This is a genomic window from Kitasatospora dryopteridis (assembly GCF_050749075.1).
GTDB lineage: Bacteria > Actinomycetota > Actinomycetes > Streptomycetales > Streptomycetaceae > Kitasatospora.
Genome location: NZ_CP192749.1, coordinates 1971753 through 1997855, shown reverse-complemented (window position 1 = coordinate 1997855; position 26103 = coordinate 1971753). Strand labels below are relative to the sequence as shown.

General features: G+C 74.6%; 23 protein-coding genes. 8 read left to right on the top strand and 15 right to left on the bottom strand.

The annotated features are described in order from the left end of the window. Positions 1-698: 698 nt before the first annotated feature. Positions 699-1952, top strand: a complete 1254-nt coding sequence (locus tag ACQ614_RS09100; protein ID WP_431677922.1) for a protein phosphatase 2C domain-containing protein — start codon at positions 699-701, stop codon at positions 1950-1952. A 43-nt stretch (positions 1953-1995) separates the two neighbouring features. Here the strand turns inward: ACQ614_RS09100 and ACQ614_RS09095 are convergent, their stop codons facing one another. From ACQ614_RS09095 to ACQ614_RS09075, 5 genes are all read right to left on the bottom strand, one after another. Then, on the bottom strand, positions 1996-2637 hold the full coding sequence (locus tag ACQ614_RS09095; RefSeq protein ID WP_431677920.1) for a TetR/AcrR family transcriptional regulator: 642 nt from the start codon (positions 2635-2637) through the stop codon (positions 1996-1998). A gap of 181 nt (positions 2638-2818) precedes the next feature. After that, positions 2819-2980, bottom strand: coding sequence for a hypothetical protein (locus tag ACQ614_RS09090; RefSeq protein ID WP_363495461.1), 162 nt, complete (start codon positions 2978-2980; stop codon positions 2819-2821). Between the two features lie 114 nt (positions 2981-3094). After that, the gene (melC2, locus tag ACQ614_RS09085) at positions 3095-3922 is read right to left on the bottom strand and encodes a tyrosinase MelC2 (protein ID WP_431677919.1); all 828 of its coding nucleotides are present in this window, start codon (positions 3920-3922) and stop codon (positions 3095-3097) included. Between the two features lie 50 nt (positions 3923-3972). Next, positions 3973-4365, bottom strand: coding sequence for an apotyrosinase chaperone MelC1 (gene melC1, locus ACQ614_RS09080; RefSeq protein ID WP_431677918.1), 393 nt, complete (start codon positions 4363-4365; stop codon positions 3973-3975). Between the two features lie 233 nt (positions 4366-4598). Then, positions 4599-5405 (bottom strand): GntR family transcriptional regulator, encoded by an 807-nt coding sequence (locus tag ACQ614_RS09075; RefSeq protein WP_431677917.1) that lies wholly within the window; start codon positions 5403-5405, stop codon positions 4599-4601. Positions 5406-5501: 96 nt separating this feature from the next. Here ACQ614_RS09075 and ACQ614_RS09070 point away from each other — a divergent pair, with 96 nt between their 5' ends. After that, on the top strand, positions 5502-5744 hold the full coding sequence (locus ACQ614_RS09070) for a hypothetical protein (protein WP_363495449.1): 243 nt from the start codon (positions 5502-5504) through the stop codon (positions 5742-5744). Further along, positions 5738-5986, top strand: coding sequence for a hypothetical protein (locus tag ACQ614_RS09065; RefSeq protein WP_431677916.1), 249 nt, complete (start codon positions 5738-5740; stop codon positions 5984-5986). The genes ACQ614_RS09070 and ACQ614_RS09065 overlap by 7 nt, the downstream gene beginning before the upstream one ends. Positions 5987-6026: 40 nt before the next feature. On the opposite strand, the gene ACQ614_RS09060 is transcribed toward ACQ614_RS09065, so the two are convergent. The 3 genes from ACQ614_RS09060 to ACQ614_RS09050 are packed head-to-tail and all read right to left on the bottom strand — an operon-like array spanning position 6027 to position 9525. Next, complete coding sequence (locus tag ACQ614_RS09060) at positions 6027-7064, bottom strand: agmatine deiminase family protein (RefSeq protein ID WP_431677915.1); 1038 nt, start codon at positions 7062-7064, stop codon at positions 6027-6029. 29 nt (positions 7065-7093) lie between these two features. After that, positions 7094-8818 carry an urease subunit alpha gene (locus ACQ614_RS09055; protein WP_431677914.1) on the bottom strand — a complete coding sequence of 575 codons (1725 nt, stop codon included), beginning with the start codon at positions 8816-8818 and terminating at the stop codon, positions 7094-7096. Further along, positions 8815-9525, bottom strand: a complete 711-nt coding sequence (locus tag ACQ614_RS09050; protein WP_431677913.1) for an urease subunit gamma — start codon at positions 9523-9525, stop codon at positions 8815-8817. The genes ACQ614_RS09055 and ACQ614_RS09050 overlap by 4 nt, the downstream gene beginning before the upstream one ends. Positions 9526-10259: 734 nt before the next feature. On the opposite strand from ACQ614_RS09050, the gene ACQ614_RS09045 reads away from it, so the two are divergent. Both ACQ614_RS09045 and ACQ614_RS09040 read left to right on the top strand, forming a co-directional pair. Next, complete coding sequence (locus tag ACQ614_RS09045) at positions 10260-10664, top strand: ATP-binding protein (RefSeq protein ID WP_431677912.1); 405 nt, start codon at positions 10260-10262, stop codon at positions 10662-10664. Positions 10665-10888: 224 nt separating this feature from the next. Continuing rightward, a complete protein-coding gene (locus tag ACQ614_RS09040; RefSeq protein ID WP_431677911.1) occupies positions 10889-13105 on the top strand; it encodes a SpoIIE family protein phosphatase in 2217 nt (738 codons plus the stop codon). A gap of 32 nt (positions 13106-13137) precedes the next feature. On the opposite strand, the gene ACQ614_RS09035 is transcribed toward ACQ614_RS09040, so the two are convergent. The 5 genes from ACQ614_RS09035 to ACQ614_RS09015 form a co-directional block, all read right to left on the bottom strand. Further along, positions 13138-14160, bottom strand: a complete 1023-nt coding sequence (locus ACQ614_RS09035) for a DUF2637 domain-containing protein (RefSeq protein WP_431677910.1) — start codon at positions 14158-14160, stop codon at positions 13138-13140. Positions 14161-14291: 131 nt separating this feature from the next. After that, on the bottom strand, positions 14292-15095 hold the full coding sequence (locus tag ACQ614_RS09030; protein WP_431677909.1) for a (2Fe-2S)-binding protein: 804 nt from the start codon (positions 15093-15095) through the stop codon (positions 14292-14294). A gap of 99 nt (positions 15096-15194) precedes the next feature. Then, positions 15195-16043: a hypothetical protein gene (locus ACQ614_RS09025; RefSeq protein WP_431677908.1), complete on the bottom strand. Its 849-nt coding sequence runs from the start codon at positions 16041-16043 to the stop codon at positions 15195-15197. Between the two features lie 99 nt (positions 16044-16142). Further along, entirely contained in the window at positions 16143-16961 is an 819-nt protein-coding gene (locus ACQ614_RS09020) for a hypothetical protein (protein WP_431677906.1), read from the bottom strand. A gap of 204 nt (positions 16962-17165) precedes the next feature. After that, a complete protein-coding gene (locus tag ACQ614_RS09015) occupies positions 17166-17768 on the bottom strand; it encodes a nucleotidyltransferase family protein (RefSeq protein WP_431677904.1) in 603 nt (200 codons plus the stop codon). A 131-nt stretch (positions 17769-17899) separates the two neighbouring features. On the opposite strand from ACQ614_RS09015, the gene moaA reads away from it, so the two are divergent. Then, positions 17900-18940: a GTP 3',8-cyclase MoaA gene (gene moaA, locus ACQ614_RS09010; protein WP_431677902.1), complete on the top strand. Its 1041-nt coding sequence runs from the start codon at positions 17900-17902 to the stop codon at positions 18938-18940. Positions 18941-19028: 88 nt separating this feature from the next. Further along, on the top strand, positions 19029-19766 hold the full coding sequence (locus ACQ614_RS09005) for an HNH endonuclease family protein (protein ID WP_431677901.1): 738 nt from the start codon (positions 19029-19031) through the stop codon (positions 19764-19766). Positions 19767-19910: 144 nt separating this feature from the next. Here the strand turns inward: ACQ614_RS09005 and ACQ614_RS09000 are convergent, their stop codons facing one another. Together ACQ614_RS09000 and ACQ614_RS08995 are read right to left on the bottom strand one after the other, a co-directional pair. After that, a complete protein-coding gene (locus ACQ614_RS09000) occupies positions 19911-22199 on the bottom strand; it encodes an ArnT family glycosyltransferase (protein WP_431677900.1) in 2289 nt (762 codons plus the stop codon). A gap of 125 nt (positions 22200-22324) precedes the next feature. Continuing rightward, a complete protein-coding gene (locus ACQ614_RS08995; protein WP_431677898.1) occupies positions 22325-23452 on the bottom strand; it encodes an alpha/beta hydrolase in 1128 nt (375 codons plus the stop codon). A gap of 325 nt (positions 23453-23777) precedes the next feature. Between ACQ614_RS08995 and ACQ614_RS08990 the strand changes: the two genes are divergently transcribed. Then, entirely contained in the window at positions 23778-26033 is a 2256-nt protein-coding gene (locus tag ACQ614_RS08990) for an MMPL family transporter (RefSeq protein ID WP_431677897.1), read from the top strand. Positions 26034-26103 lie beyond the last annotated feature (70 nt).

The window sequence follows — 26103 nt, the reverse complement described above, 5'->3', positions numbered from 1 at the left end:
AGCCGAAGGGGTGAAGCGGTCCCCCTCTTGGTCCACGGTTTCAGGGCCGGAAGGCCCTCGCAACCACACCCGGACCCCAGTCGGGCACCTCCGGTGCGGACAGCCGGACGATCACTGCACGGGTGGCCGAATCCCGTCGGGTCGTGCCCGGCACTGCACCCGGCGGGTGGTCCGGTGTCCCCGAAAGCCGGACACCGTCGTTCTCCTTCGGGAGAATGACCACCGAGTCCGGCCGACCGGTCCGCTCGGCAGACGGCAGACACGGCACGAGGAGCCACTACGTGAGCAACCAGGGTGCAGCCCCGCACCATCGGCCGGAGGACGGCTGGTGGCACTCCGTCTACACGGGCCCGGCAGGCACCCTGCCGGACGCCCCCGGGGCGGCCGCAGGCGAGGGCAGCGTCGACGACTGGTTCGACTCCGCGGCAGGCATGATCGGCCCCCGGCCCACCGCCCCGGCCGCGGAAACCCCGGCCCCGCCCGCCGCGCCCCCGCCGCCCGCTGGACCCCCGCTGCCCGTTGCCGCCGAGCCTTCGGCCGCCGCGCCTTCGCCGATACCTCCGGCCCCTGCACCCGCACCGGCTGCGCCGACGCCTCCGCCCGGCATCCCGCCGCAGGCCGTACGGACTCCGTCTCCCGGGCCCGCCGAGCAGCCCGCACCGCAGCCGGGCCGGACACCCGGGGCCGACACCACGAGCGTGGACGACTGGTTCGACACCGCCGCCGGCGTGATCGGCGACCCGCGGCCGGCCCCGCAGCAGCAGCCGGTCCAGCAGCCCGTACCGGTCCAGCAGGCCGCAGCGGCGCAGCAGCCCGACGCGGATGCGGAGCCCGACCCGACCCTCGACCTGCACACCGTCGACCGGACGGCGCGGCAGCCCGCCCCCGAGCCCGGTCCGACGGTCGTCCTGCGCAAGCTCACCCCCCGGGAACCCGAACCCGCCCCTCCGGCAGAGCCCGCGAAACCCGCGCCGGTACCCGCACCGGCCGGTCGGCCCGCGGCACCACCCGCCGCCGCGGAGCCGCCGCCGCGGCCCGCGACGCGCCGGCCTCCCCTGGAGCCGCCCGTGCCGCACGTCGGCGAGCGGCCCCCGACCTACGGGCCGGAGCCGACCGCGCTGCCCGCCGCCGACCCCGCCGGCCTGACAGCCGTCGTCCCGGACACCGTCCTCGACGGAGCCCAGTACGGCCCCGCGATAGTGCGCGCGGCCTCCGTACGCGGGGACTCCGCACGGTTCCGCGGCGAGCCCCGGCGGGACTCCCTGCTGGTCACCCGCTTCGGCGAGGGCGAGGACGGCCTGCTGCTCGCCGTGATCGCCTCACCGCCCCGCAGCGCGGACGCAACCGCCGGTGCCGCAGCCGCGGCCGAGGCCGCCCGGCAGCTGGCCACCGCAGTCGGACGCAGCCGGGCCGAGCTCGCCGCCGACCTGCGCGCCGGGGCCCGCGACCGGCTCCGCTACGGCCTGCAGCGCCTCACGGTCGGCGCGGCCGCACCGCTCCGCCCGGCCGGCGACACGGCCCAGGGTGAATGCGGGACGGAGGACTCCGGAGCACTGCACTGCCTCCTCGTCCCGCTCGACGGCGAGGCCGGCCACCGCGCCGCCTTCGGCACCGGTCCGGGCGGCCTCTACCTGCTGCGGTCCGGCCACTGGATCGACGCGTACGCCGCCCGGCTGCTCCACCACCCGGACGGGGAGCCGCCCGCGGCACCCGCCGCAGCGCCGCGGTCCTTCCGGTTCCGGATGGTGCCCGCCACGACCGGCGACATCCTGCTGCTCTGCACGGCCGGCCTGGCCGGTCCGATCGCGGACGAGCCCGCGGTGGCCCGTTTCCTCTCCAACCACTGGGCCCACCCGCACCCGCCGGGCACCGTCGACTTCCTGCGCCAGGTACAGGTCCGGGCGAAGGGCTACGCGGACGACCGCACGGCCGCCGCACTCTGGACGGAGTGACTGCGCCGGGGCGTGCTCAAAGGTGCACGCGTCCCTGACGGGGTCAGTCGAGCAGAGCCGCCGTCACGGACGCCACCTGGGCGATCGCGTCCGCGCGGTCCGCTCCGGGCAGGCCGATCGCCAGGGGAACGGCGAAGCCGTCGAGCACCGCCCGGATCTGCCGTGCCCGGTCCTGCACCGCGGCCGCCGCACCGGCGGCGCCGGAAGCGGCGGCGTCCGGGCCGGCCGCCACCCGGAAGTCGCCGGCGGCGACGCCCTCCTCGATCAGTGCGACCAGGTCGGCCTGCCAGGGCGCCTCGATCTCCAGCTGGCCCTGCCGGATCTCGGCACTGGCGGGAGAGCGCCCCCAGACCTCCACCCAGAGGATCCAGCGCGGATCGCCAGGCCCCTCGGGCAGATAGAGGTCGCCGTACGCGGCGAGCCGCTGCCGGACGGTGAGGTCGGTACGGGCCAGCGCCTCACGCCGGCGCTCGCCGAGCTGGTCCTCGCTCCAGCGGAGGGTCTCCAGCAGCAACTGGTCCTTGCTGCCGAAGTAGTAGAGGAGATGGCCGGCGCTCATCTGCAGCTGCTTGCCGAGGCCGGCCATGGTCAGCTTGTCGAGTCCGTGCTCGGCGATCGCGGCCCGCGCGGTCGCGAAGACCTCCTCGCGGGGCTGTGCCGGCCGGCGCGCCCGCGGCTCCGCCATCTGCTGCTCCTCCTCGGCCTGCCCGGCTCGTGCTGACCCGACCCGTCCTGCCGGGCCCGTCCTGACCGACTCGTTCTGACCGGTCCCGCCGTCCGACCTCCCACGATAGGGGCGCCGCCCCGGGCCGCGGGTGTCGGCCCCTGTCGCGGCCCCCGGCCCTGCGCCCCGGCCGGGCCCGGGTTCACCAGCCGCTGTGCTCCTGGCCCTCGGCGGCCTCCTGGCGTCCGGCGGTGCGGCCCGCCTCGTACACCTTGCGGACGAACTCGGCGGCCTGTTCCTGGTCGAGGTCCTCGGTGAGGCGCATCAGCTCGTCGGTGAATTGGATCAGCCAGTGTGTGGTCATGCCCTCATGACACCGTGCCCCGTGCCGGGGCGCCCGCCGGACACCGTCCGGCAGGCGCCCCGGCATGCACAATCACTCGTCCGGCCGGGCCCGGTCAGGCCCGGCCGGGGCGGATCAGAACGCCGAGTCGTAGGTGTAGAACCGGGTGTGGTCCAGCATGTCGGCGGGGGTGGTGTCGTTCCACGGCTTCATCGCCGTGTTGAGTGCGACCACGTTGGTGGTGGCGGTGGTCGGCAGGTAGCCCTGCTGGGGGTGGCGGCGCTGCCACTCGGCCCACAGCTTGTCGATGAAGCAGTGGTGCAGCCAGAAGACCGGGTCGTTGGGCGACATGCCGGTGCCCATCAGGCCGCCGACCCAGACGTGCACCCGGTTGTGCAGGTTGACGCCGCGCCAGCCCTCGAGCTGGTTGCGGAACCCGGCCGAGGAGCTGTTCCACGGGGCCGCGTCGTAGGTCTGCACGGCCAGCACGGACTCGACGTCGGCGCGGGTGGGCAGCTGGGCGACGCCGGTGCCGAGCGAGCGCCGCAGGTAGTCGCGGCTGTCGGGCCGCACGGTGATCGTCCACTGTCCGCCGCCGGCGGCGAACGGGCCGGTGGTGACGCGGTTGTCGCCCGAGCGGCCGTTGCCGCCGAGCATGTCGTCGGCCCACAGGCCCGCGCCGGCCGTGCGGTCGGCGGTCCAGTCCCAGTACGGCAGGGAGACCGAGGGGTTGACGGACTGCAGGTCCTGCTCGAACTGGAGCAGGAACTTGCGGTGCCAGGGCAGGAACGACGGCGAGCGGTGGCCCGTCCGCTCGCCGTTGTCGGTGTCGCCGACGATGAAGCGGTTGTGGGTGCTGACGTAGGTGTCGTAGCGGCCTAGGCGCTTGAGCTGGAGCACGGCGTCGACGAAGTCGCGCTTCTCCTTGGCCGTGAGGGTTGCCTGGTTCTTGCGGACCGCCATGGTGTCCTCCTGGAGGTGCGGGTGGGTGTTGCGGGGGAGGGGCGGTCGGGTCAGGCGATCGGGACGAGCGCCGCGCCCTGCAGTTCGACCACGGCGGCGCGGGCGAGCGCACGCGGGGTCTGGTGCGGCTGGTAGTGGTTGACGACGCTGATCCAGGTGCCGTCGGCGTTGCGCATCACGTGCAGTTCCTCGCCGTCGATCAGCACGGTGTAGTCGCCGCCGTGGTGGTGGTGGCCGCCGCCGGAGGCCGGTCGGCCCTGGATGCGGCGGCCCTTGTAGAGCTCGTCGAAGGTGTCGCCGCCGGGGCCGGCCGCGGCGGCCGGGGTGCCGCCCGGTCCGGCGAGGCCGATGACGGCGGTGCCGACGGCGGCGGTGAGGGCGACGCCTGCGCCCTGCAGCATTCGACGGCGGGTCAGCTCGGTGCGGTGACCGGCTTCGGGCATGGGTGGTTCCCCCCTGGTGGCGCGGATCTGACGATGCATCGGCAACGGCACGTGCTTTTGGCATATGCGCCGTCGCGGCGGGACCCATGCTGGCAAGGCGGGGCGCGGCCGCGGAACCGTCCATCGGCGGGGGCCGGTCGACAGACCGAAATCCGGACACGGGTGAACGATCAACGAACGCGGTGGCGCGCGGGCGTGTGCCCGCTGGTGACGGGGAGTCGGACGGCTGCGGGTCAGCCCCGGTCGGCGGCGGCGTCCGGGGAGTCGGAAGGTGCGGCGGGCTCGGGCCGGGTGCCGTACTCGGCGGCCCAGCGGCTGCCGAGCAGCACGATGTCGGCGGTCTCCACCGCGCGGCCGGTGGCCGGGTCGTAGTGGGTGCGTTCGACGGCCAGCACCGGTGCGGCGGGGGTGGTGCCGAGCAGGGCGGCCTCGGGGCGCGAGGCGCCGCGGGCGACCACCCGTTCCACCGGGACGCCGACCTCGATGCCGATCAGCGCCATCCGCTCGGCGACGCCGATGCCCGCGTACGGGCCGGCCTCCGGCAGGACGACCAGGGTGCCGCCGGTGACGGCCATCGGCTCCCAGGATTCGGCGAGCTGCACCGGCTCGCCGTCGGCCCGGTAGACGTACGAGGTGTGCATCACCGGGTCGCCGGCGGCGATGCCGAGGCGCTCGGCGATCCGCAGGTCGGCGCGGGCCGTGGTCGACTCGCTGTCCCAGCTGGCCCGGACGCCCTGGGCGTCGAGCAGTGCCGCGGTCGGCGATCCGGAGCCGGGGGCGACCCGCGGACGGCGCACCAGCAGGGGCCGCTCCTCCTGTGAGCGGACGAAGTGGCCGCGGCCGGGGCGGGCGACGACCAGGCCCTCGTCGACGAGCACGGCGTAGGCGCGCTGGCCGACCGTGCCGGAGTAGCCGGTCTCCTCGCGGATCTCGGAGAGGGAGGGCAGGAGGTCGCCCGGGGCGAGGTCGCCGGACTGGATGCGCTGGCGGAGCTGCTCGGCCACCCGGAGGTACGGGGGCGGCGAGCTGTCCTGACTCATCCTGTGTCCTCTCACTGTGTGACTGCGAGGTGACAGAGTATCCGTCCGGCCACTAGTCTATTAGTACAGTTCCAGTCTGTTACTAGGGAAGGGGCGGTGCAGGTCAGCGTGCGTGCGAACGTCCTGCGCGAAGCCCTCGAACGGGCCACCGGCGAGGTCGCGACCACCGCCCGGACCGCCCCTGGCACTGTCCGCATCACCGTGTCGATCCCGGAGCGGTGCACCGACGAGCAGTGGGCCGCCGTCCTGCGGGCCCTTGCGTCCGTGGCGCGTTGGGGCGCCACCGACGGCGCCGGTCGCACCGTCGTCTGGGCCGAGGTCCAGGAGGACCCGTGCTGAATCCGTCCACCGGTCCCGACCGCGAACCGCGGCGCCACGTCGCCCCGCCCGACCCGGTGCCGCGCTACCGCCGGTGCGGGCAGTGCAGCCGCTGCCACGGCGGCGGTGCCGGCCCCGTGCCCCCGGGCGACTGCTGGGCCGACTACCTCGACGCCGTCACCGCCGCGCTCACCCGCCCCTCGGCCGACGACGCCGGCGCGGCCCCGGCGGAACGGCCGACAGGCCCGCCCGATCGCCGTTGACGGCGACCCGGACGGGCCTGTCGGGAAAGCCGGCTAACCGTCAGCCCTTGGGCTGCTGCTGGGTGATGCAGTGGATGCCGCCGCCGTTGGCGAAGATCTCGCGGGCGTCGACCAGCTCCACCGTGCGGCCGGGGTAGGCCTCGGCGAGGATTGCGGCCGCCTCCTGGTCGCGGGGGTCGTCGAAGGCGCAGAGGATCACGGCGCCGTTGGCCACGTAGTGGTTGATGTACGAGTAGTCGACCGGCTCGCCTTCCTCGTCCAGCAGGACGGTGGGGGCGGGGAGTTCGACGACCTCCAGGGTGCGGCCCCGCGCGTCGGTGGAGGACCGCAGGATCGCCACCAGCTCCCGGCACACCTCGTGGTCGGGGTGCTCGGGGTCGGGCTGCACGTGCGCGACGACCACGCCGGGGCGGACGAAGGAGGCGACGATGTCGATGTGCCCGCGGGTGCCGAACTCGTCGTAGTCGCGGGTGAGTCCGCGCGGCAGCCAGATCGCCTTGGTGGTGCCGAGGAAGGCGTGCAGCTCGGCCTCGACCTCCTCCCGGGTCCAGTCGGCGTTGCGGCCCTCGCCCAGCTGCACGGTGTCGGTGACCAGGACGGTGCCCTCGCCGTCCACGTGGATGCCGCCGCCCTCGTTGATCAGCCGGGAGGCGAAGCGCTGGACACCGGTCAGGCCGGTGATGTGCTCGGCGACGTGCTGGTCGTTGTCCCAGCGCGCCCAGGACTGGGCGCCCCAGCCGTTGAAGATCCAGTCGGCGGCGGCCACCGCACCCTTGCCGTCGACCAGGAAGGTCGGGCCGATGTCGCGCATCCAGGCGTCGTCCAGCGGGCGCTCCACGATCTCCACCTCGGGGGCGACGTACTTCCGCGCCTCCTCGGTCTCACCGGTGTTGACCACCAGGGTCACCGGCTCGTACCGGACGACGGTGTTGGCGACCTCCGCCCAGGCCTCGCGGCCGGCGTGCAGGTGCTCGGGGGAGTCGAAGGTGGGGTTGGCGGTGGGGAAGGCCATCCAGGTGCGCTCGTGCGGGTGCCATTCGGCGGGCATCCGGAAACCGAGCTGGGCGGGAGTGGTCATGAGGGTGCGTTCCTAAGCGGTGGTGGGGGTCAGAGGAAGTAGAGGCGGCTGAGCGAGACGCTGTCGGCGGGCTCGGAGCGCAGCGGTTCGCCGTCCAGCGAGACCAGGCCGGTGGCGGCCTCCACCTGGACGTGGCCGATGCGGGCGTTGCGGACCATGTCCTTGGGGCCGATCCCGCGGGTGTTCCGGACACCCACCCGGCGCCTGCGGGTGGGCAGTTGGTCGCCGGCGACGTCCAGGTAGGAGGCCCCGGCGGCGGCCTGCGAGACGAAGGCGACCGAGATGTCCGCGGCGGTGGCCCCGTGCGCGCCGAACTGCGGCCCGAGCACCAGCGGTTCGCAGCGGTCGGTGGAGGCGTTGGGGTCGCCGACCACGCCGTACGCGGGGAAGCCGGCCTTGAGCACCAGCTGCGGCTTGGCGCCGAAGTGGTCGGGCCGCCACAGCACGATGTCGGCGAGCTTGCCGACCTCCAGCGAGCCGACCTCGTGGGAGAGGCCGTGGGCGATGGCCGGGTTGACGGTGAGCTTGGCGATGTAGCGCAGCACGCGCTCGTTGTCGTCGCCGCCGGCGGCGGTGCCGTACGAGCCCTCGCCGTCCATGGGGCCGAGTTCGGTCTTCATCTTGCCGGCCATCGCGAAGGTGCGGCGCACCGTCTCGCCGGCCCGGCCCATGCCCTGGGCGTCGGAGGAGGTGATGCCGATGACCCCGAGGTCGTGCAGCACGTCCTCGGCGCCCATGGTGCCGGCCCGGATGCGGTCGCGGGCCATCGCGGCGTCGCCGGGCAGGTCGACCTTGAGGTCGTGCGCGGAGACGATCATGCCGAAGTGCTCGCCGAGGGCGTCCCTGCCGAACGGCAGGGTGGGGTTGGTGGAGGAGCCGATGACGTTCTCCACACCGGCCATCTTCAGCACGTTGGGCACGTGCCCGCCGCCGCAGCCCTCGATGTGGAAGGCGTGGATGGTGCGGCCCTCCAGCACCTTGAGGGTGTCCTCCACCGAGAGGCACTCGTTCAGGCCGTCGGTGTGCAGGGCGACCTGGACGTCGTACTCCTCGGCGACCCGCAGTGCGGTGTCCAGGGCGCGGGTGTGCGCGCCCATGTCCTCGTGCACCTTGAAGCCGGAGGCGCCGCCCTCGGCGAGGGCCTCGATCAGCGGCGCCGGGTCCGAGGACGAGCCGCGGCCGAGGAAGCCGATGTTGACCGGCCAGGCGTCGAAGGCGTTGAAGGCGTGCCGCAGCGCCCAGGGGGAGTTGACGCCGACGCCCCAGACCGGGCCGAACTCCTGGCCGATGATCGTGGTGACGCCGGAGGCCAGCGAGGCCTCCATGATCCGCGGCGAGAGCAGGTGGACGTGGGTGTCGATGGCGCCGGCGGTGGCGATCATGCCCTCGCCGGAGACGATCGTGGTGCCGGTGGAGACGACCACCTCGACGCCGTCCATGGTGTCCGGGTTGCCGGCCCGGCCGACGGAGACGATCCGGCCGTCCCGGATGCCGATCGAGGTCTTGCGGATGCCCTGGACGGCGTCGATCACGACGACGTTGCTGATGACGACGTCGCAGGTGTCGCGGATCGCGGTGGCCTTGAGGTGCAGGCCGTCCCGGGCGGTCTTGCCGAAGCCGGCCAGGAACTCGTTGCCCGGTTCCTGCGAGTCGGACTCCACCCGGATGATCAGGCCGCTGTCGCCGAGCCGGATGCGGTCGCCGGCGCGGGCGCCGTGCACCGAGATGTAGTCGTGGGGGGAAATGGCTGTCACGACTCGACCTCCGCGTCGTCGAAGCTGGTCAGGTAGCCGGTGGCGCGCGCCTTCTCCAGGGCGGCCTCCTTGGCGCCAGGTGCGTCCAGCGGCCCGTCGACCAGGCCCGCGAAGCCGATGGCGACCCGTTCGCCGCCGATCGGGACGAGGCCGACCTCGACGGTCGCGCCCGGGTCGAACCGCACCGAGGAGCCGGCCGGCACGGCCAGGTGCGTGCCGTACGCGGAGGCGCGGTCGAAGGCGAGGCGCGGGTTGGCCTCGAAGAAGTGGAAGTGCGAGGTGACCGAGATCGGCACGGCCGCGGTGTTGTGGACGGACAGCACGACCGTCTCCTCGACCGGGTCGTAGCCGTGCCCGGGGCCGGCCAGGGCGGCGCCGGGGGCGTCGTCGCCCAGTGAGCCGGCGCCGCGGAACGGGTCGTCGACCACGGCGAGCCGGGTGCCGTCGTCGAAGACGGCCTCGACCTGCACCACGGTGACCACGTCGGGCACGCCGGGCAGCACGTCGTCGGCGGAGAGCACGGACCGCCCGGCCTCGATGGCCTCGGCCAGCCGGCGGCCGTCGCGGGCGGCCTCGCAGACGGTGTCGGCGATCAGCGCGGTGGCCTCGGGCACGTTCAGTTTCACGCCGCGGGCACGGCGGGCGCGGGCCAGCTCGGCCGCTGTGAAGATCAGCAGCCGGTCCCGCTCGGTGGGGGTCAGTCGCACGGTTCCTCGCTCCGCCGGTGGTCACGGTTAGAACGTCGTTCAAACATCTTCGGCCATTGAACCCGGCCGAGCCCTGCCTGTCCAGCGTTGCTCTCCCCGGGTCGCCCTGCCTGTCGGGCCGGGCCCGGCGCCCGGGGCGGGGCCCGGCCCGTGTCGGAAAGCGGCTGCACCCGGTGCCGGGGCGGCCGTGGCCGTCCCGGACGGCGGCGGCCGGGGAGCCAAACCTCCCCCCGGTCGCGGAGTGGATCACGGTGCGCCGCCCGAGCCCCGCTTCACCCCGGATGGCCGGGTACGGACTGTTGGGTGCGGCCTGGAATGGGCATGAGGACCTTCGACGGCTGGACGCCCCGGAGGGGGACCGGTGGGGCGTTCCTGAGCAGGGCGGGGGCGTTTTGATGGACGGTCAGGCACGATTTCCGCGCCAGCGGTCGGCGGCTTCCGGCTCCGGCGCGGGCGGCCACGGAGAATTCCGCGGCAGCGGCGCGACCAGTGCCACCGGTGCGGCGCATTCGGCGGCCTCGGCGAGCGCGGCGGGCCCGCCGGGCGGCCGCGGCGGCGCGGGCGGACCGGCCGGCCGGCCGGACACCGCACGACCGGGGCCGGCGGCCGGTACGGGGGCTGCGGACCGGACGGCCGGGCCGCCGCCGCCCAGGGCGGCACCCGACGACGCGCCGCCACCCGCCTCCGCGCCCGGGGCGGGCCCCGCCACCGCATCCGCCACCGCGCCGCCACCGGTGCGCGAACCCGGCTGCGCGCTCCATCGCCGGCTGCACGCCGCCCTGGAGCCGGCCGACCTGGCCGCCGTGGGGATGGTCCGCCGCAGGCTGCGGGCCGCGCTCGACCGCTGGGGCGTGCCGCCCGAGGCGGTGGACACGGCCGAACTGCTCGCCACCGAACTGGTCACCAATGCACTGGTGCACACCGGGCAGCGCGCGGTCTTCGACGCCGTGCTCACTCCCGATCGGCTGCTGCGGATCGAAGTCCGCGATGGCGTGGCGCGCGTCCCGGGGCGGCGCAGCCCGGCCGAGTACGCGACCTCGGGCCGCGGTCTGCTGCTGGTGGAGGCCCTGGCGGACGACTGGGGAGTGCAGCTCCGGGGAGACGGCAAGGTCACCTGGTTCGAGCTCGGACCGTCGTGAAACGTGTACGAACCGTTACCCGCTCCCCATCTTTGTGACACCCGGACGGCACTCCGGGATTGCCGCCTTGCCGAACATACGAGAGGCTAGTGAGAATGTGTGCGCGGTGCGCGGCGGGAAGAACCGATTCCCGACCGGCCCCACCGGCCGGCACACCGATCCGATCACGACACGGCCGTGTCGCCCCCCGGAGGGCGACACGGCCTGGCAGCGGCAGGAGACACATGGCGACAGAGCCCGAGCCGCAGGGGCCCGCGCGCCGCAGCCCACCGGCCCAGGCGGTCCGCAGCGCAGCAGGCCATGCGCTGCGCACCGCGACCGCCGGCCTGTCGGTGCCCGCAACGACCCACGGCCTCTCCGGCCGCGGCGGCGACTCGACACCGGACTGGCTCGAGCCGGCGATGGCCGCCAACGGCATCGGCTCCTTCGACTGGGACATCCGCCGCGACCTCCTCGAGGGCGACCAGCGGGCCTGCGACATCCTCGGCCTGGACCCCGACCGCTTCGACCGCAGCTCCGCGGCCTTCCTGGCGCTGCTCCACCCCGAGGACGCACCGGTGGTCCGCCGCCGGGTCGAGCGCGCCGTCGCCGAGCTCGGCCAGTGCGGCGCGTACTACCGCACCGTCCACCCCGGCGGCGAGATGCACGCGGTGCGCTTCCGCGGCCGGGTCCTCGCCGACGCCTTCGGCCGCCCCTCCCGCATGGTCGGCTTCGTCTGGGACGCGACCGTCGAGCTCCACAAGCGGGAGAAGGCCGGCGAGATCGCCGCGCTGCGCGAGGATCGCTCCCGGTTCATCAAGGAGGCCGCCCGGGCACTGTCCGAGGCGGTCACCGTCCGCGACGTCGCCCGCGTCTTCACCGAACTCCCGCTGCCCGGCCTCCCGCCGGACGGCCTGGTGCTCGCCTCCATGGAGGCCGGCCGGCTCGCCGTCCTCGGCGCGAGCGGCTACCGCAGCGAGCTGATCGCCCGGCACGACCGCTCCCCGCTGGCCGCCGACCACCCGATGGCGTACGCCGTCCGCACCCGCACACCGGTGTTCATCGCCGACCGCGACGAGTACCGCGAGCGCTACCCGCAGGCCTGGGAGCAGCTCGGCGCCGGCACCGGCCGCAGCGCCTGGGCCTTCCTGCCGCTGGTCGTCAGCGGCCGGGCGATCGGCGTCTGCGTGGTCAGCTTCGACGACGACCGCGAGCTGGACGCCGACGAGCGCACCCTGCTCTCCACCCTCGGCGGCCTGGTCGCACAGTCCCTGGCCCGCGCCCAGCTGCACGACGCCGAGCACGAGCTCGCGGCGAGCCTGCAGCGGGTGATGCTGCCCCGCGCCGTTCCGTCGGTGCCCGGGGTGACCACCGCCGTCCGCTACCTCGCGGCCGGCTCCGGCCTGCAGATCGGCGGCGACTGGTACGACGTGGTGCCGCTGCCCGGCGGCCACGTCGGCCTGGTCATCGGCGACGTCCAGGGCCACGACGTGCACGCGGCCGGCATCATGGGCCAGCTCCGGATCGCCCTGCGCGCCTACGCGGCCGAGGGCCACCCGCCGGCCGCCGTGATGGCCCGCGCCTCCCGCTTCCTCGCAGACCTGGACACCGACCACTTCGCCACCTGCACCTACGCCGAGGTCAACGTCGACTACGGCGTGGTCTACGCGGTGCGGGCCGGCCACCTCGACCCGGTCGTCCGCCGCGGCGACGGCTCGGCCGCCGTCCTGCCGGTCGCCGGCGGCCTGCCGCTGGGCGTCGACCCGGACGAGGAGTACCGCGTCACCCGCTTCAGCCTCGACCCGGGCGAGACCGTGGTGCTCTGCACCGACGGCCTGGTGGAGGCCCGCGGGATGGACCTCGACACCGGCTTCTCCCGGCTGTGCGAGGCGGTCTCCGGCCCGCTGGCGGCCCGCGACGAGTCCGCCCGCGAGCCGCTGGAGGAGCTCGCCGACCGGGTCGCCGCCGGCGCCGCCGACTCCAGCGAGCGCGAGGACGACATAGCGCTCCTGCTGCTCCGCTGGGACGGCCCCTCCGGCGGCCGCGCCGCCCAGCAGCTGCGCCGCCGGATCGGCCAGGCCGACCTGGCGCGCATCTCCGAACTCCGCGGCGAGCTGCGGGACGCACTGCGCCGCTGGCAGGTGCCGGACCTCATCGACACCGCCGAACTGCTCTCCTCCGAGCTGGTCACCAACGCCATCCGGCACACCGACCGGGACGCGATGTTCACCGCGCGGCTCTACCAGGTGCCCGGCAACGGCCGGGCCCGGCTGCGGGTCGAGGTCGAGGACGAGTCGGACCTGTGGCCGACCCGCCGCACCCCCGGCGAGCAGGCGTCCTCCGGGCGCGGCCTGATGCTGGTCGAGGCGCTGGCGGACGGCTGGGGCGTGGAGCCCCGGGGCTCCGGCAAGCGGATGTGGTTCGAGCTGTCTGCCGAGGGGTCCGCCCCGGCGGACAGCTGATCCGGGGCGTGTCCTGCGACACGCCCCGGCCGTCAGCCGAACTGCTGCTCCAGGTCCTTGAGCTTCTGCTCCAGGGATTCCAGGCGGGGCAGCGTGATGGTGTCCTCCTCCGGCGTCAGGTCGACGCTGAGCGGGGCCGCCCGGACGGGGAGCCCGGTCCGGGCCGCCGGCGTCTCGGCGGGACGGGCCTCGGCGGGGCCCGCCTCCACGGCTATGACAGGCTCCGCGCCGCTCCCGGCCTCCAGCTGGCGGGCCGCCGCGCGGTGCCGCCAGCCGCTCTGGTGCCGGCCGATGGCGCGCAGCTCGGCCCGCTCACGGCGGTTGGCGAGGCGGCGGCGCTCCCGGTCGGCGGCGGCGGCCCGCCGGTCGTCGCGGACCTCCTCGACCGCCTCGTCCAGCGTGCGCACCCCCTCCAGCAGCATCAGCGACCAGGCGGCGTACGTCTCCCGCGGGGCGCGCAGCCAGCGGACGATGCGGATCTGCGGCAGCGGACGGGGCACCAGGCCCTGCTCGCGCAGCGCGGCGCGGCGGGTCTGCTTCAGCGCCCGGTCGAAGAGCACGGCCGCCGACAGCGACATGCCGGCGAAGAACTGCGGTGCACCGGCGTGCCCCAGCCCGCGCGGCGCGTGCACCCAGTTGAACCAGGCGGAGGCGCCGGCGAAGAGCCACACCAGCAGCCGCGAGCCGAGCGCCGCGTCACCGTGGCTGGCCTCGCGGACGGCCAGCACCGAGCAGAACATCGCGGCGCCGTCGAGCCCGAAGGGCACCAGGTACTCCCAGCCCCCGGAGAGGTTGAGGTTCTGGACGCCGAAGCCGACCAGACCGTGGAAGGACAGCGCCGCGGCGACGGCCGCACAGCAGAACAGCAGGGTGTACGAGGCGGCCCCGTACAGGGATTCCTTGCGGCGGCGGCGCTCCTCCGAGCGCTCCCACGAATCGCCCCCGCCCGCCGTCGCGCCGGCCCGGTTGCGGGCGAACGCCACCAGTACGGCGGCGACCACCAAGAGGGCCCCGCCGGTGGCGGCCCAGCCCAGTGGTATGTCCGACAGTCTCATGACCTGAACCAGCCTCGCTTTCCTGCGTGGGAACGGCTGGTCCATGATGGCGGAGAATTCCCGGGGCCGAAGGCCGGATTAAGGGCGATGCACCGGTGCGGGGGAATTATCGAGGAATATTCGAATGGCAATCACCTTTCCTGCTGTCGCGGGCAGGTGAAACACGCCTCGTTCGGGCGAACCGTGTAGAACAGACAGCAGGTCGCCCGCGTACGTGTACGGATTCCGCCGGAGAGGCGGAAGGCCGCCCCGCCGACGAACGGCGCCGGGCCGTCACCGGGCAGCAGCGCCGTCAGCTCCGCCGCCGCGCGGTCCTCCTCGCCGAGCAGGCCGGCGAGGTACCACAGCCCCTCGACCACGTCGTCGGTCGCCGTGCCCCAGAGCGTCCGCGGTCCGCGCCGCAGCCGCGGGCGGAACGCCGCCACCAGCGGCGCCATGTGCTCGGCGAGGGCGTCCAGCAGTTCGGCGCGCAGCGCGGCCTCGTCCGGCACCACCCGCAGCAGTCCGGTGCCGGCCAGCGGATCGTCCGGCAGCCCGGTCAGGCCGGCCGGGTGCACGGCGAGTTCGCCGGTGGCCCGGCGGATCGCCACCCGTCCGACCGGCAGCCGGGGCACCCGGCGCTCCAGGAACCAGGGGAGGGTGAACGCCAGGGCGGTCGGCCACAGGTGGCGGTGCAGGCAGAACCCGGCTGCGACGTCCGGGCGCAGCGGCGTGCCGTAGTCGCGCAGACCGGCCTCCGCGTCGAAGGCGATCGCGGTGTGCACGGCGTCCGGGTCGGCGGCCAGGTCGGCGGCGGACATCCAGCCGCCGCCGGACGGCAGCGGCCCGCAGCGCACGCGCAGGGCCGGGTGGGCGGCGGCGAGGCGGCGGTAGCTGCCGGCGAGCGGCGGCTCGGCGGCCTCGGCCGGGGCGGCCTCCACGGTGGTCACGGTCATGCGGGCCCCAGCGGGACGGGGCTCGGAGGAGCCCGGGGACGGCGTAGGCGGCCCCGTCCGGGGCACTGCTCTCCCCGGACAGGTTAGCCTTACCTTAGCTCACGCCGTCCCCGGTGTCCGCGCCGCGGTACCGTCCGGTAGGCCGGGCTGCGCGGGCACCCGCAGCCGTCCGGCCAGCCACACCGGCACCCCGCCCAGCGCCTGCACCAGCCGGGCCGCCTCGGCGCGCAGCCGGGCCGCCTCCGCCGGGTCCGCGACCTCGGCCAGCGCGGCCAGCGCCGGCGCCACCCCGACCGTGAAGCCCAGCTCCTCGCGCAGCCGCAGCGAGGCCCGGAAACCCTCCCGGGCCCGCTCCCGGTCGCCGCCCGCCAGCGCCAGCCCCGCCAGGTGCCGCCAGGTGTACGAGCAGAGCAGGTCGTCGTGCCGCTCCAGTGCCGCGTCGTGCGCCCGCCGGTAGGCGATCCGGGCCGCCACCGGGTCGTGCAGCAGGTGCTCCGCGACCAGGCCGCGCCGGAAGTCCAGCAGCGGCCGGCCCGGCGCGTCCGGCGCCAGCAGGGCCGAGGTGCGGCCGAGCGCCGCCTGTGCCTCGTCCAGCCGGTCGCGCCGGCCCAGCACGCTGGCCACGTACGCCAGGAAGCCGCGCGCACACGCCGCCGCGGCCCGCTGCGGGGGCGCCGCCGCCCCGGCCTCGGCGAGGCGCAGCGCGGCCTCCGCCTCGGCCCAGTGCGCGGCCGTGAACAGGCACTGCTCGATCAGGAGTTCGGCCCTCTGCAGGGCCGCCGCCGGATCGCGCCCGGCCTGCGGGCGCAGCAATTCGGCAGCCTCCTGCCAGCACCCGCGCGACCGCAACCGCCACACGGCTTCCGCCAGGCCGCCCTGGGCCCTCCCGTGCTCCGACAACGCCACCTCCTCGTGTGCGCCATCCAGCAGGGCGCGGGCCGTCCCCATCGACCTGCGCTGTGGCGGCAATTCAACACGGGGGCGCGCTTGTGCACCAGATCACGAGCGGCACTGATTGCGGAGGGCCGCCCTCCGCCCGACGGTGGATCAGGACGTCCAGCCGGTCTCCATCAGGGCCTCCGCCGCGCCGTTCGCCGGTTGCGGGATGCCCGCCGCGTCCACCGTGAACAGCGCCACCAGCAGCTGTTCGCCGCGCACCACCGCCTGGTGCGAGAACCCGGCCAGCGTGAACATCGCGGCCGCCATCTCCTCGCTGTGCAGCGTCTGCATCCACAGGCACTCCACGGCCTTCACGTCCGCCGGCTCGGACCAGGTGTCCACCTGCGCCACCATCCGGGTGCCGAGCAGTGTCACCGCCTCGCGGTCCTGCCCCTCCGTCAGCTCCAGGTCCTCGAAGCCCAGCCACTGCAGGTAGCGCGCCGCCGCCAGCACCGCGTCCTGCGAGGTGCGCACCGGCTGCGGGCGGAACGGCGGCCGCATCAGCCGGTGCCGGCCCGGCTGCGGTGCCACCGGCTCCGGCGGCACCGCCGTCGTGTACGGCCGCGCACCGGCGGGCCGCCCGCTCGGACCCGCCGCCGGCAGCCGCGGCGCCCGGTCCACCGGGAGCCGCACCGTCGCCCCGCAGTTGCAGGTGAACTCCGGCTGCGGCCACTGGTCGTTGCGCCCGCAGTGCGGACAGCGCATGCTCAGCCAGGAGTCCTCCCACGACCGGAACCGCACCTGCACCGGCACCCCGCCCCGCAGCAGCGGCACCCGCAACTGAGCTCCGCACGGGCACGGCAGGCTCGGCGCCTCGTACACGTGCTCGGCCCGGCAGGCCGGGCAGCGGATGGTGCTGGCGCTCGCGGCCGGGACGGGACCGGCCGCCTGGTCGCTGAAGTCGTCGGGCAGCGGCACTGCGGTCATGGCTGGCACCGTCCGTTCGGTGTCGGCTGGGCAGGTCACCCCCATCTTCGCTGATCCGGGCAGGTGACGGAGTGGATTACGGCAAACCTCAGGGAGAGTTAAGGGGCATACAACCCGACCCCGGCGCCGCCCCCTCCGAACGGCGGGGGCCGCTGTGCCACCAGCGCACGAGAGTGGCCCAACGGCCTTGTGCAGAGGCGACGTTCACCCCTGCGAGGCCGTCCAGCGGGCCAGGTCGGCCGGCGTGTCCAGATCGTCCGGCACCGCCACGTCCCCGCACTCCACCAGCAGGAGCTCCCCGGCGTGCGCGGCGAGCAGGGCGCGCGCCCCCGCATCCCCCTCGGCACCGGCCGCCGCCTCCGCGAACAGCCCCGCACCGATCAGCACCGGATGCCCCCGCCGCCCCCCGTACGCCGCCGCCACCAGCCCGCCGCCGGCCCGGTGCGCCGCCAGCAGCCGGGCCACCGCCTCCGGCGTCACCCCCGGCGTGTCCACCAGCATCACCAGCACCGCCGAGACGTCCGCCGGCAGCGCCGCCAGACCCGCCCGCAGCGACGAGCCCATCCCGCTCTCCCACGCCGGATTGTCGACCAGCAGGCAGCCGGCCGTCTCCGCCTCCGCCCGCACCCGCTCCCGCGCCGCCCCCAGCACCGCCACCAGCGGCCCGCAGCCGCCCGCCCGGACCACCCCCAGCGCGTGCTCCAGCAACGGCCGCCCGCGGTACGGCACCAGCGCCTTCGGCCGCCCGCCCAGCCGCCGCCCGCCCCCCGCCGCCAGCACCAGGCCGGCCACCCGAAGATCCGTCATGACCCCAGTCTCCCGACCCCGCGCCACCCGCGGCAGTTGTGCGATCCCACAAGGGGATGTCGCGGGTCGGCGCCGCGCCCCGGCGCTTCCGCCGCTGGCCGCACCCCCCGTCCGGCGCCTGTACTGGGCCCATGGCACCCAGTACCACCGCCCCCGGCAACGGACAGCCGCACCGCGCGCCCCTGGTCGACCGCTACGGCCGGGTCCACACCGACCTGCGGATCTCCCTCACCGACCGCTGCAACCTGCGCTGCACCTACTGCATGCCCGCCGAGGGCCTGAACTGGCTGCCCCGCCCCGAACTCCTCACCGACGAGGAGGTCCTCCGCCTCGCCCGGATCGCCGTCCACCGCCTCGGTATCCGCACCCTGCGCCTCACCGGCGGCGAACCCCTGCTCCGCCGCGGCCTGCCCGGACTGCTCGCCGCCCTCGCCGGCATCCCGGGCCCCGACGGCGGCCCGGAGCTCTCCCTCACCACCAACGGCATCGGCCTCGCCCGCACCGCCGCCGACCTCAAGGCCGCCGGCCTGCACCGGGTCAACGTCTCCCTCGACACCCTCCGCCGCGACCGGTACACCGAGATCACCCGCCGCGACCGGCTCCCCGACGTCCTCGACGGACTCGCCGCCGCCCGCGCCGCCGGCCTCGACCCGGTCAAGGTCAACGCCGTCCCCGTCCGCGGCACCAACGACGACGAACTCTGCGACCTCGTCGACTTCGCCGCCGGCCACGGCTACCGGATGCGCTTCATCGAGTCCATGCCGCTCGACGCCCAGGGCGCCTGGGACCGCAACCGCATGGTCACCGCCGAGGAGATCCTCACCACCCTCGGCCGCCGCTGGGACCTCGTCCCCGTCGGCCGGCACGGCAACGCCCCCGCCGAGGAGTGGCGGATCGCCGGCACCGACACCGTCGTCGGCGTCATCGCCTCCGTCACCCGGCCCTTCTGCGGCGGCTGCGACCGCGTCCGGCTCACCGCCGACGGCCAGCTCCGCAACTGCCTCTTCGCCACCGAGGAGTCCGACCTGCGGGCCCTGCTCCGCGGCGGCGCCGACGACGACCGGATCGAAGCCGCCTGGCGCGCCACCATCGCCCGCAAGGGCCCCGGCCACGCCATCGACACCGCCGGCTTCGTCCGCCCCGACCGCCCGATGTCCGCGATCGGCGGCTGACCGGCCCCGCACCCCCGCGGCTTGACCCGGCGGGACGGCCCCTGCTCTGCTGGTGCGCCGCTACCGCCACACCGTCGGGGGAGAACCCGTGCGCGCCCGCCGAACCACCGCCCTGTCCGCCCTGCTGCTGCCCGCCCTCCTGCTCACCGCCTGCACCTCCGGCGCCACCGGCACCTCCTCGGACGGCGCCGCCGCCCTCGGCACCAGCCCCCTCCAGAACCCCGACGGCACCAGGCCCGGCCTCGCCCCGCTCACCACCGCCGCCGACCGCAAGGCCGGCCACGACCTGATCGCCGAGGTCCGTACCGCCCGGCCCGGCCCGCGGACCGGCTACGACCGCGACCAGTTCGGCCCCGCCTGGACGGACAACGTCGACGGCACCGCCCTCGGCCACAACGACTGCGACACCCGCAACGACCTGCTCGCCCGCGACGGCCGCTCCGTCCAGCACAAGTCCGGCTCCACCTGCACCGTCACCGCCATGACCATCCACGACCCGTACACCGGCAGGACCGTGCAGTGGACGAAGGCCCAGGCCACGAAGATCCAGATCGACCATGTGATGCCGCTCTCCTACGACTGGCAGATGGGCGCCTCCAAGTGGGACAAGGCCAAGCGGGTCAGGATCGCCAACGACCCCCTCAACCTCGTCCCCGCCGACGGCTCCCAGAACTCCGCCAAGGGCGACTCCGGCCCCGCCGAATGGCTCCCCGCCGACCCGAAGATCCGCTGCGCCTACGCCGTCCGCTTCGCCCAGGTCTCCCTCAAGTACGACCTCCCGGTCACCCCCGCCGACAAGCAGGCCATGCTCGCCCAGTGCAGCTGACCTCGGTCGCCAGCCGTGGTCAGGGGCGCACCCGGACCGGTTGGGCCGGCAGAGGAAGGGGCGCGGGGAACTGCGCGCGTCGGAAGGTGCCGGTCGGCTTCTTCCGCTGCGCGCAGTTCCCCGCGCCCCTTCGGGTCGGCCCTGCTACTTGGCTGCGGTCAGGTCGTAGAGGGTGGTGCTGCCGACGGTCTTGGCGGTGAAGTTCTCCTGGACCCAGCTCGCGATCTCCGAGGAGTCGGAGGAGCCGCCCATCCCGCCACCGCCGCCGAAGCCGCCGCCACCGATGAACCAGTGCACCTTGCCCTCCTCCACGTACTGCTGGAACCGGGCCAGCGTCAGCGACGGGTCGGTGCCGTTGAAGCCGCCGAGCGCCATCACCGGCTCACCGGTGGCGAGCTGGTAGCTGGCCTGGTTCTGCGAGCCGACGGCGGCCGCGACCCAGGTGTACTTCCCGGCGTCCTGCTTGAGCAGGGCGGCGACCTCGCTGCTGACCTGGGCGCCGTTGAGCAGACCGCCCATCCCGCCGGGCCCGCCCGTGCCGCGCCCGGTCCGGCCCTCGCCGCCCGCCCCGTTCATGCCGGGGAAGCCGTTCTGGCCGTTCATGCCCGGGAGGCCGTTCTGCCCGTTCGCACCCGGGAAGCCGTTCTGGCCCTGGGCCTGACCCTGCGCCTGGCCCTGGCCCTGCGCCTGGCCCTGGCCGTTCTGGCCGCCCTGCACGCCCGGGGGGAAGCCCGTGCCGCCGGGCGCGCCGCCCGCCCGGAACCGGCCGCCGCCGGGGCCGCCGAAGCCGCCGCCCTGGACCTGCGGGCCGGCCGTGACGATGGAGCCGCTGTGCCCGGTGGATACGGTCTGCAGGGCGTAGGCGGTCGGCCCGCCGAGTGCCGCGGCCAGCGCCGCCAGCCCGGCGACCGTGGCCAGCCGTGCCCCGAGCCGCCCGCTCACCCGGCCGGCGAGCGGCAGCGCGACCGCCGCGGCGAGTCCGCCGACCAGCACCGCCCACTTCAGCCACGGCAGGAAGTCGGCACTGCGGCCGAGCAGCACGTACGCCCAGACCGCGGTGACCGCGACCACGGCGCCCAGCAGTGCCGCGTACGGCAGCCGGTGCCGGGCCCGCCAGAGGCCGTCCGCGCCCATGCCGACGAGTGCGGCGACCGCGGGGGCCAGGGCCACCGTGTAGTACTGGTGGAAGATGCCGGACATGAAGCTGAAGGTCAGGGCGGTGCAGAGCAGCCAGCCGCCCCAGACCAGGAAGCCGACCCGGGCGCTGTCGGTGCGCGGGTACCGGCGGGTCGCCCAGAGGCCGAACACCAGCAGGACGAGGGCAGCCGGCATCAGCCAGGCGATCTGCCCGCCGATGTCGCCGTCGAAGAGCCGGGTGATGCCGGTCTCGCCCCACATGCCGCCGCCCGTGCCGCCGCCGCCGCGGCCGCCGCCGACGCTGCCGGTCTCGTCGCCGGTGATCCGGCCGAAGCCGTTGTAGCCGAAGGTCACGGACAGGAAGTCGTTGTCCTGGGAGCCGCCGATGTAGGGGCGGGCGGAGGCCGGGACGAGCTCCACGATCGCCACCCACCAGCCGCCGGCGACCACCATGGCGAGGCCGGCCCACAGCAGCTGGCGGACCCGGCGGCCGAGCCCGGTCGGTGCGGTGACCAGGTAGATCACCGCGAAGGCCGGCAGCACCAGGAAGGCCTGCAGGGTCTTGGTGAGGAAGCCGAAGCCGAACATCACGCCGGCGAACACCAGCCAGCGGGTGCTCGCGGTCTCGGTGGCCCGCACCACGCCGTACGCGGCGAGGGTGAGCAGCAGCACCAGCAGCGCGTCCGGGTTGTTGAAGCGGAACATCAGCGCCGCGACCGGGGTCAGGGCCAGGGCGGCACCGGCCACCAGGCCGCCGAGGGCGGAGAACCGGCGGCGGACCGCCGCGTACACCGTGGCGACCGTCGCCACCGCCATCAGCACCTGCGGCGCGAGGATGCTCCACGAGCTGAGGCCGAAGATCCGGACCGACAGGGCCATCGGCCACAGCGACATCGGCGGCTTGTCGACGGTGATGAAGTTCGCGGCGTCGGAGGAGCCGTAGAAGAAGGCCTTCCAGCTCTGCGAACCGGCCTGCACCGCGGCCGAGTAGAAGGAGTTCGCCCAGCCGGAGGCGGACAGGTTCCAGAAGTAGAGGACGGCGGTGGCGGCCAGCAGGGCCAGCAGCGCCGGCCGGGCCCACCGCGGGTCGTCCGGGCGGCCGCGCCAGGCGCGACCGGGCAGCGTCCGCAGCCGGTCGCCCCAGCCGGAGGGCCCCTTGGGGCCGGGCGCCGGAGGGTCGGCCGGCGGGAAGAGCGGATCGACCGGGGCCCGATCGCCGGCTGGCGACGGCGGCGGGTAGTTCGCAGCCTCGGGCCACGGTTCGCTGGTCGGAGGAACGGGACGGGTCGTGGTCATGGGCGATACGCTCGCCGCGCAGGCTGAGAGCTCCATGAGAGCGGCCTATGAGCCCGGTGTGATCTTCTTCGGCCCGCCCGGCCGCCCTCCACCCGTCCGGATGCGGCCTGCGGCCCGTCGGTGTGTCAGCCCGCGGGCTGCGGCGGGGCCAGGCGCCGGCCGAGCCACTCCAGGGCGGGCGGGATCTCCCGGGTCCAGGTGTGGAAGTTGTGGCCGCCGCTGTCGAGGGTGATGGTGGACACCTCGGTGGGCGCCTTGAACGCGGCGACCATCTTCTGGGTGGCCGCGTAGTTGTGCTCGTTGCGGCTGGTGGCGAGCAGCAGCGAGACCGGCACGCCCGGCTGCGTGCGCAGCCGCCACAGCAGGTCGTTCTCCTGCTTCAGGCGCGGCCTGCCGCCGAACAGGTCGCCGGTGGTCGGGTCGACCGGGGCGGTGTAGTAGCCGGACAGCGAGATCGCCGAGCGGTACGACTCGGGTTTGCGCAGCGCGAACTTGAGGGCGCAGTAGCCGCCGGTGGAGTCGCCGATCGCGGCGCGGGCGTCCGGCCGGTCGAGGATCCGGTAGCTGCCGGCCATCGCCCTGGGGAGGTCCTCGGTGAAGAAGGTCTCCACCTGCGGGCCGTTGGGGACGTCCATGCACTCGGTGTCCCGGTTGCCGACCAGTGTGGGCCGCATCATCACCAGCACGGTCGGCGGCAGCTGCGAGGCCTGGATCGCCTTCAGGGTGGAGTCCGGGTACTCCAGCAGCGAGATGAGCTTCTCGGCGGAGCCGGGGTAGCCGGAGAGCACAAGCGCCATCGGGAAGCGGCTGTGCGCGTACTCGGGCTGGAAGTACTGCGGCGGCAGGTACACGTACGCGGGGGTGCCGATCAGGCCGGAGGAGGCGCCGCGGATGCGGACCTTCTCGATCACCCCGGAGCGGTCCTGGGCGGACCCCTGCGAGGAGTACACCTTCTGTTGGCCGGTCACCGAGACGGCCTTGCCGCCGGGTTCGTGGTCGACGACCGTGCCCTGCTTGCCGTCGGTGCCGAGCAGGTCGCTCCAGGTGGTGTAGAAGCCGAAGTAGGCGTTGGCGACCAGGCCGATCGCCGCGAGGACGGCCAGCTGGGTGCCGAAGAACGCGCCGAGCCGGCCGAGCCAGGACTTCCAGCCGCGCCCGGCCAGCCTCGGCCACAGCCACATGGTGGCGGCGAAGGCTCCGGCGGCGAGGAGGACGGCGAGGACGCGCAGCGGCAGTCCGGTCAGGCTCAACACGCGTTGATCGTAGAGGACTGTCAGAAACCACTCAGACCGCCCCCAGGCTCTGTCAAGAATGTGCACGGACGGCCCGCCCGCCACCTGCGCCCGCCCTGCGACGCACCCGCGGTGACGGTCCGTCGGCAGCCGGAGCGGGTCGATCCAGGGCGTGTGGGGGCACCCCGTGTGCCTCTTGTGGGCAAGCCTGGCGGCGTCCGGGGGACGGGGCGGTGTGTCGGCCCGCCGCGCTGTGCGGCGCCTGCCTACGCTGCTGAGCAGCCGTCACACCGATCGCCCTCGCACCGCCGGCGCCGTCCGGCGTGCCCGACCCCCGGGAGGGCGCATGGCGTCAGCGCCGCAGCCACCGCCACCACCGCCACCGCCGAGCAAGACCGCCGAAAAGGCCGCCGTGCGGCCGGGGGCGCTGCACCGGCTGGGTTCGTGGTGTGCCCGGCACGGCGTCCTGGTGCTGGTGGCGTGGCTGGTCGCACTGGCCGGCATCCAGGTCGTGGACCGGGCGGTCGGCGGCACCTTCTCCGACGACTTCAACATCTCCAGCAGCCAGGCGCAGAAGGGCCTGGAGGTGCTGCGGGCGCACAACCCGGCCGCGGGCGGCGTCGGCTCGCAGATCGTGCTGCACGACGACCAGGCGCTGACCGGCTTCCCGGACCAGGTCGACCAGGTGGTCGCGAACCTGGGGAAGCTGCCGCACGTGCTGTCGGTGCAGAACCCGCTGCCGCAGCCCGGCCAGCCGACCACCCAGACGCCCAACGGCCCGCTCTCCACCGACGGCCTGACCGGCTTCATCAACATCAAGTTCGACGCCAACCCCAGTACCTACGGCGACGACTTCCTGGACCAGGTGGACGGTGCGGTGGCGCCGCTGCGCCAGGCCGGGGTGCAGGTGGAGTACGGCGGGCCGCTGGGCGAGGCGGCCCGGCCCAAGGCGGACGACCGCAGCAGCGAGGCGATCGGCTTCGCCGTCGCGATCGTCGTCCTGCTGATCGGCTTCGGCAGCGTGATCGCGGCCGGCCTGCCGCTGATCAACGCGCTGATCGCGGTGATCGTCGGCCTCGGCTGCCTGGGCCTGCTGGCCGCGGCGACCACCTTCGCGACCGTCTCGCCGACCCTGGCCACCATGATCGGCCTGGGTGTCGGCATCGACTACGCGCTGTTCCTGCTGACCCGCTACCGGCAGGGGCTGATGGACGGCGCGGAACCGGCGGCCTCGGCCGGGCGGGCGGTGTCCACCGCGGGACGTGCGGTGCTGGTCTCCGGCTGCACCGTCATCATCGCGCTGGCCGGCCTCTCGGTCTCCGGGGTCAGCTTCATCTCCAAGCTGGGCCTGGCCGCCGGCGTCACCGTGGTGACCGCCGTGGCGGGCGCGCTCACCCTGCTGCCGGCGATGCTCGGCATCATCGGCAAGGCGATCGACCGCTGGCACGTCCGCACGCCGGTCGCCGAGACCAACGCCGCGCCCGGCGAGGAGGCCACCGGCACCTGGCACCGGTACGCGCAGCGGGTGGAGCGCCACCCGTGGCGGTACCTGATCTCCGGTGTGATCGCGGTGTGCGTGCTGGCGATCCCGCTGTTCTCCATCCAGCTCGGGCACATCGACGACGGCGCCGACCCGACGACCTTCACCGACAAGCGGGCCTTCGACCTGATGTCGGACGCCTTCGGCCCCGGCTCCAACGGCCCGCTGACGGTGGTGATCGACCAGACGACGGTGCCCTCGGCGAACCGGCAGGCGGTGACCACCTCCGTGCAGCAGGCGCTGTCCGCCACCCCGAACATCGCGAGCATCGGCCCCTTCCAGCCGTCCAGCGACGGCGACGTGCTCACCTCCACGGTGATCCCGGCGCAGGCCCCGCAGGACGAGCAGACCACCGAGCTGGTCAACCATCTGCAGGACGACGCGCTGCCGCAGGCGGTCCAGGACACCCCGGCGGTCACCTACGTGACCGGCACGACCGCCGCCCAGGTCGACTTCCGCGACATCGTCGCCGGCCGGCTGCTGTCGATCATCGCGGTGGTGGTCGGGCTGGCCTTCCTGATCATCCTCATCGTCTTCCGCGGCCTGCTGGTGGCGGTGAAGGCGGCGGTGCTGAACCTGCTGTCGATCGCCGCCTCGTACGGCGTGGTGGTGGCCGTGTTCCAGTGGGGCTGGGGCGGTCCGGCGCTCGGGGTGTCGGGCACCGTGCCGATCGAGAGCTATGTGCCGATGATGATGTTCGCCATCGTCTTCGGCCTCAGCATGGACTACGAGGTCTTCCTGCTCTCCCGGGTGCACGAGATGTGGCTGCGCACCGGTGATGCCAAGAACAGCGTGGCCCACGCGCTGGAGATCACCGCGCGGGTGATCACCTGCGCCGCACTGATCATGGTGAGCGTGTTCGCGGCCTTCATCCTGAGCGACAACATCGTGGTGAAGATGCTGGGCCTCGGCCTGGCGGTCAGCGTGCTGATCGACGCCACCATCGTCCGGCTGCTCATGGTGCCGGCGGTGATGACACTGCTCGGCCCGCACGCCTGGTGGACACCGCACTGGCTGGACAGGATCCTCCCGCACCTCAACCCGGAGGGCGACGAGGACTGAGCCCGCCGCTCCGGCCGTGGGCGCGGCCGCCGCCCGGTGGACCGGGCGGCGGCCGCTGTTTCGTGACGGT

Excerpts from the sequence above, each read along its gene's own strand:
- ACQ614_RS09095 (WP_431677920.1), bottom strand. The coding sequence starts at position 2,637 with ATGGCGGAGCCGCGGGCGCGCCGGCCGGCACAGCCCCGCGAGGAGGTC.
- ACQ614_RS09090 (WP_363495461.1), bottom strand. The coding sequence starts at position 2,980 with ATGACCACACACTGGCTGATCCAATTCACCGACGAGCTGATGCGCCTC.
- melC2 (WP_431677919.1), bottom strand. The coding sequence starts at position 3,922 with ATGGCGGTCCGCAAGAACCAGGCAACCCTCACGGCCAAGGAGAAGCGC.
- melC1 (WP_431677918.1), bottom strand. The coding sequence starts at position 4,365 with ATGCCCGAAGCCGGTCACCGCACCGAGCTGACCCGCCGTCGAATGCTG.
- ACQ614_RS09075 (WP_431677917.1), bottom strand. The coding sequence starts at position 5,405 with ATGAGTCAGGACAGCTCGCCGCCCCCGTACCTCCGGGTGGCCGAGCAG.
- ACQ614_RS09060 (WP_431677915.1), bottom strand. The coding sequence starts at position 7,064 with ATGACCACTCCCGCCCAGCTCGGTTTCCGGATGCCCGCCGAATGGCAC.
- ACQ614_RS09040 (WP_431677911.1), top strand. The coding sequence starts at position 10,889 with ATGGCGACAGAGCCCGAGCCGCAGGGGCCCGCGCGCCGCAGCCCACCG.
- ACQ614_RS09035 (WP_431677910.1), bottom strand. The coding sequence starts at position 14,160 with ATGAGACTGTCGGACATACCACTGGGCTGGGCCGCCACCGGCGGGGCC.
- ACQ614_RS09030 (WP_431677909.1), bottom strand. The coding sequence starts at position 15,095 with ATGACCGTGACCACCGTGGAGGCCGCCCCGGCCGAGGCCGCCGAGCCG.
- ACQ614_RS09025 (WP_431677908.1), bottom strand. The coding sequence starts at position 16,043 with ATGGGGACGGCCCGCGCCCTGCTGGATGGCGCACACGAGGAGGTGGCG.
- ACQ614_RS09020 (WP_431677906.1), bottom strand. The coding sequence starts at position 16,961 with ATGACCGCAGTGCCGCTGCCCGACGACTTCAGCGACCAGGCGGCCGGT.
- ACQ614_RS09015 (WP_431677904.1), bottom strand. The coding sequence starts at position 17,768 with ATGACGGATCTTCGGGTGGCCGGCCTGGTGCTGGCGGCGGGGGGCGGG.
- moaA (WP_431677902.1), top strand. The coding sequence starts at position 17,900 with ATGGCACCCAGTACCACCGCCCCCGGCAACGGACAGCCGCACCGCGCG.
- ACQ614_RS09000 (WP_431677900.1), bottom strand. The coding sequence starts at position 22,199 with ATGACCACGACCCGTCCCGTTCCTCCGACCAGCGAACCGTGGCCCGAG.
- ACQ614_RS08990 (WP_431677897.1), top strand. The coding sequence starts at position 23,778 with ATGGCGTCAGCGCCGCAGCCACCGCCACCACCGCCACCGCCGAGCAAG.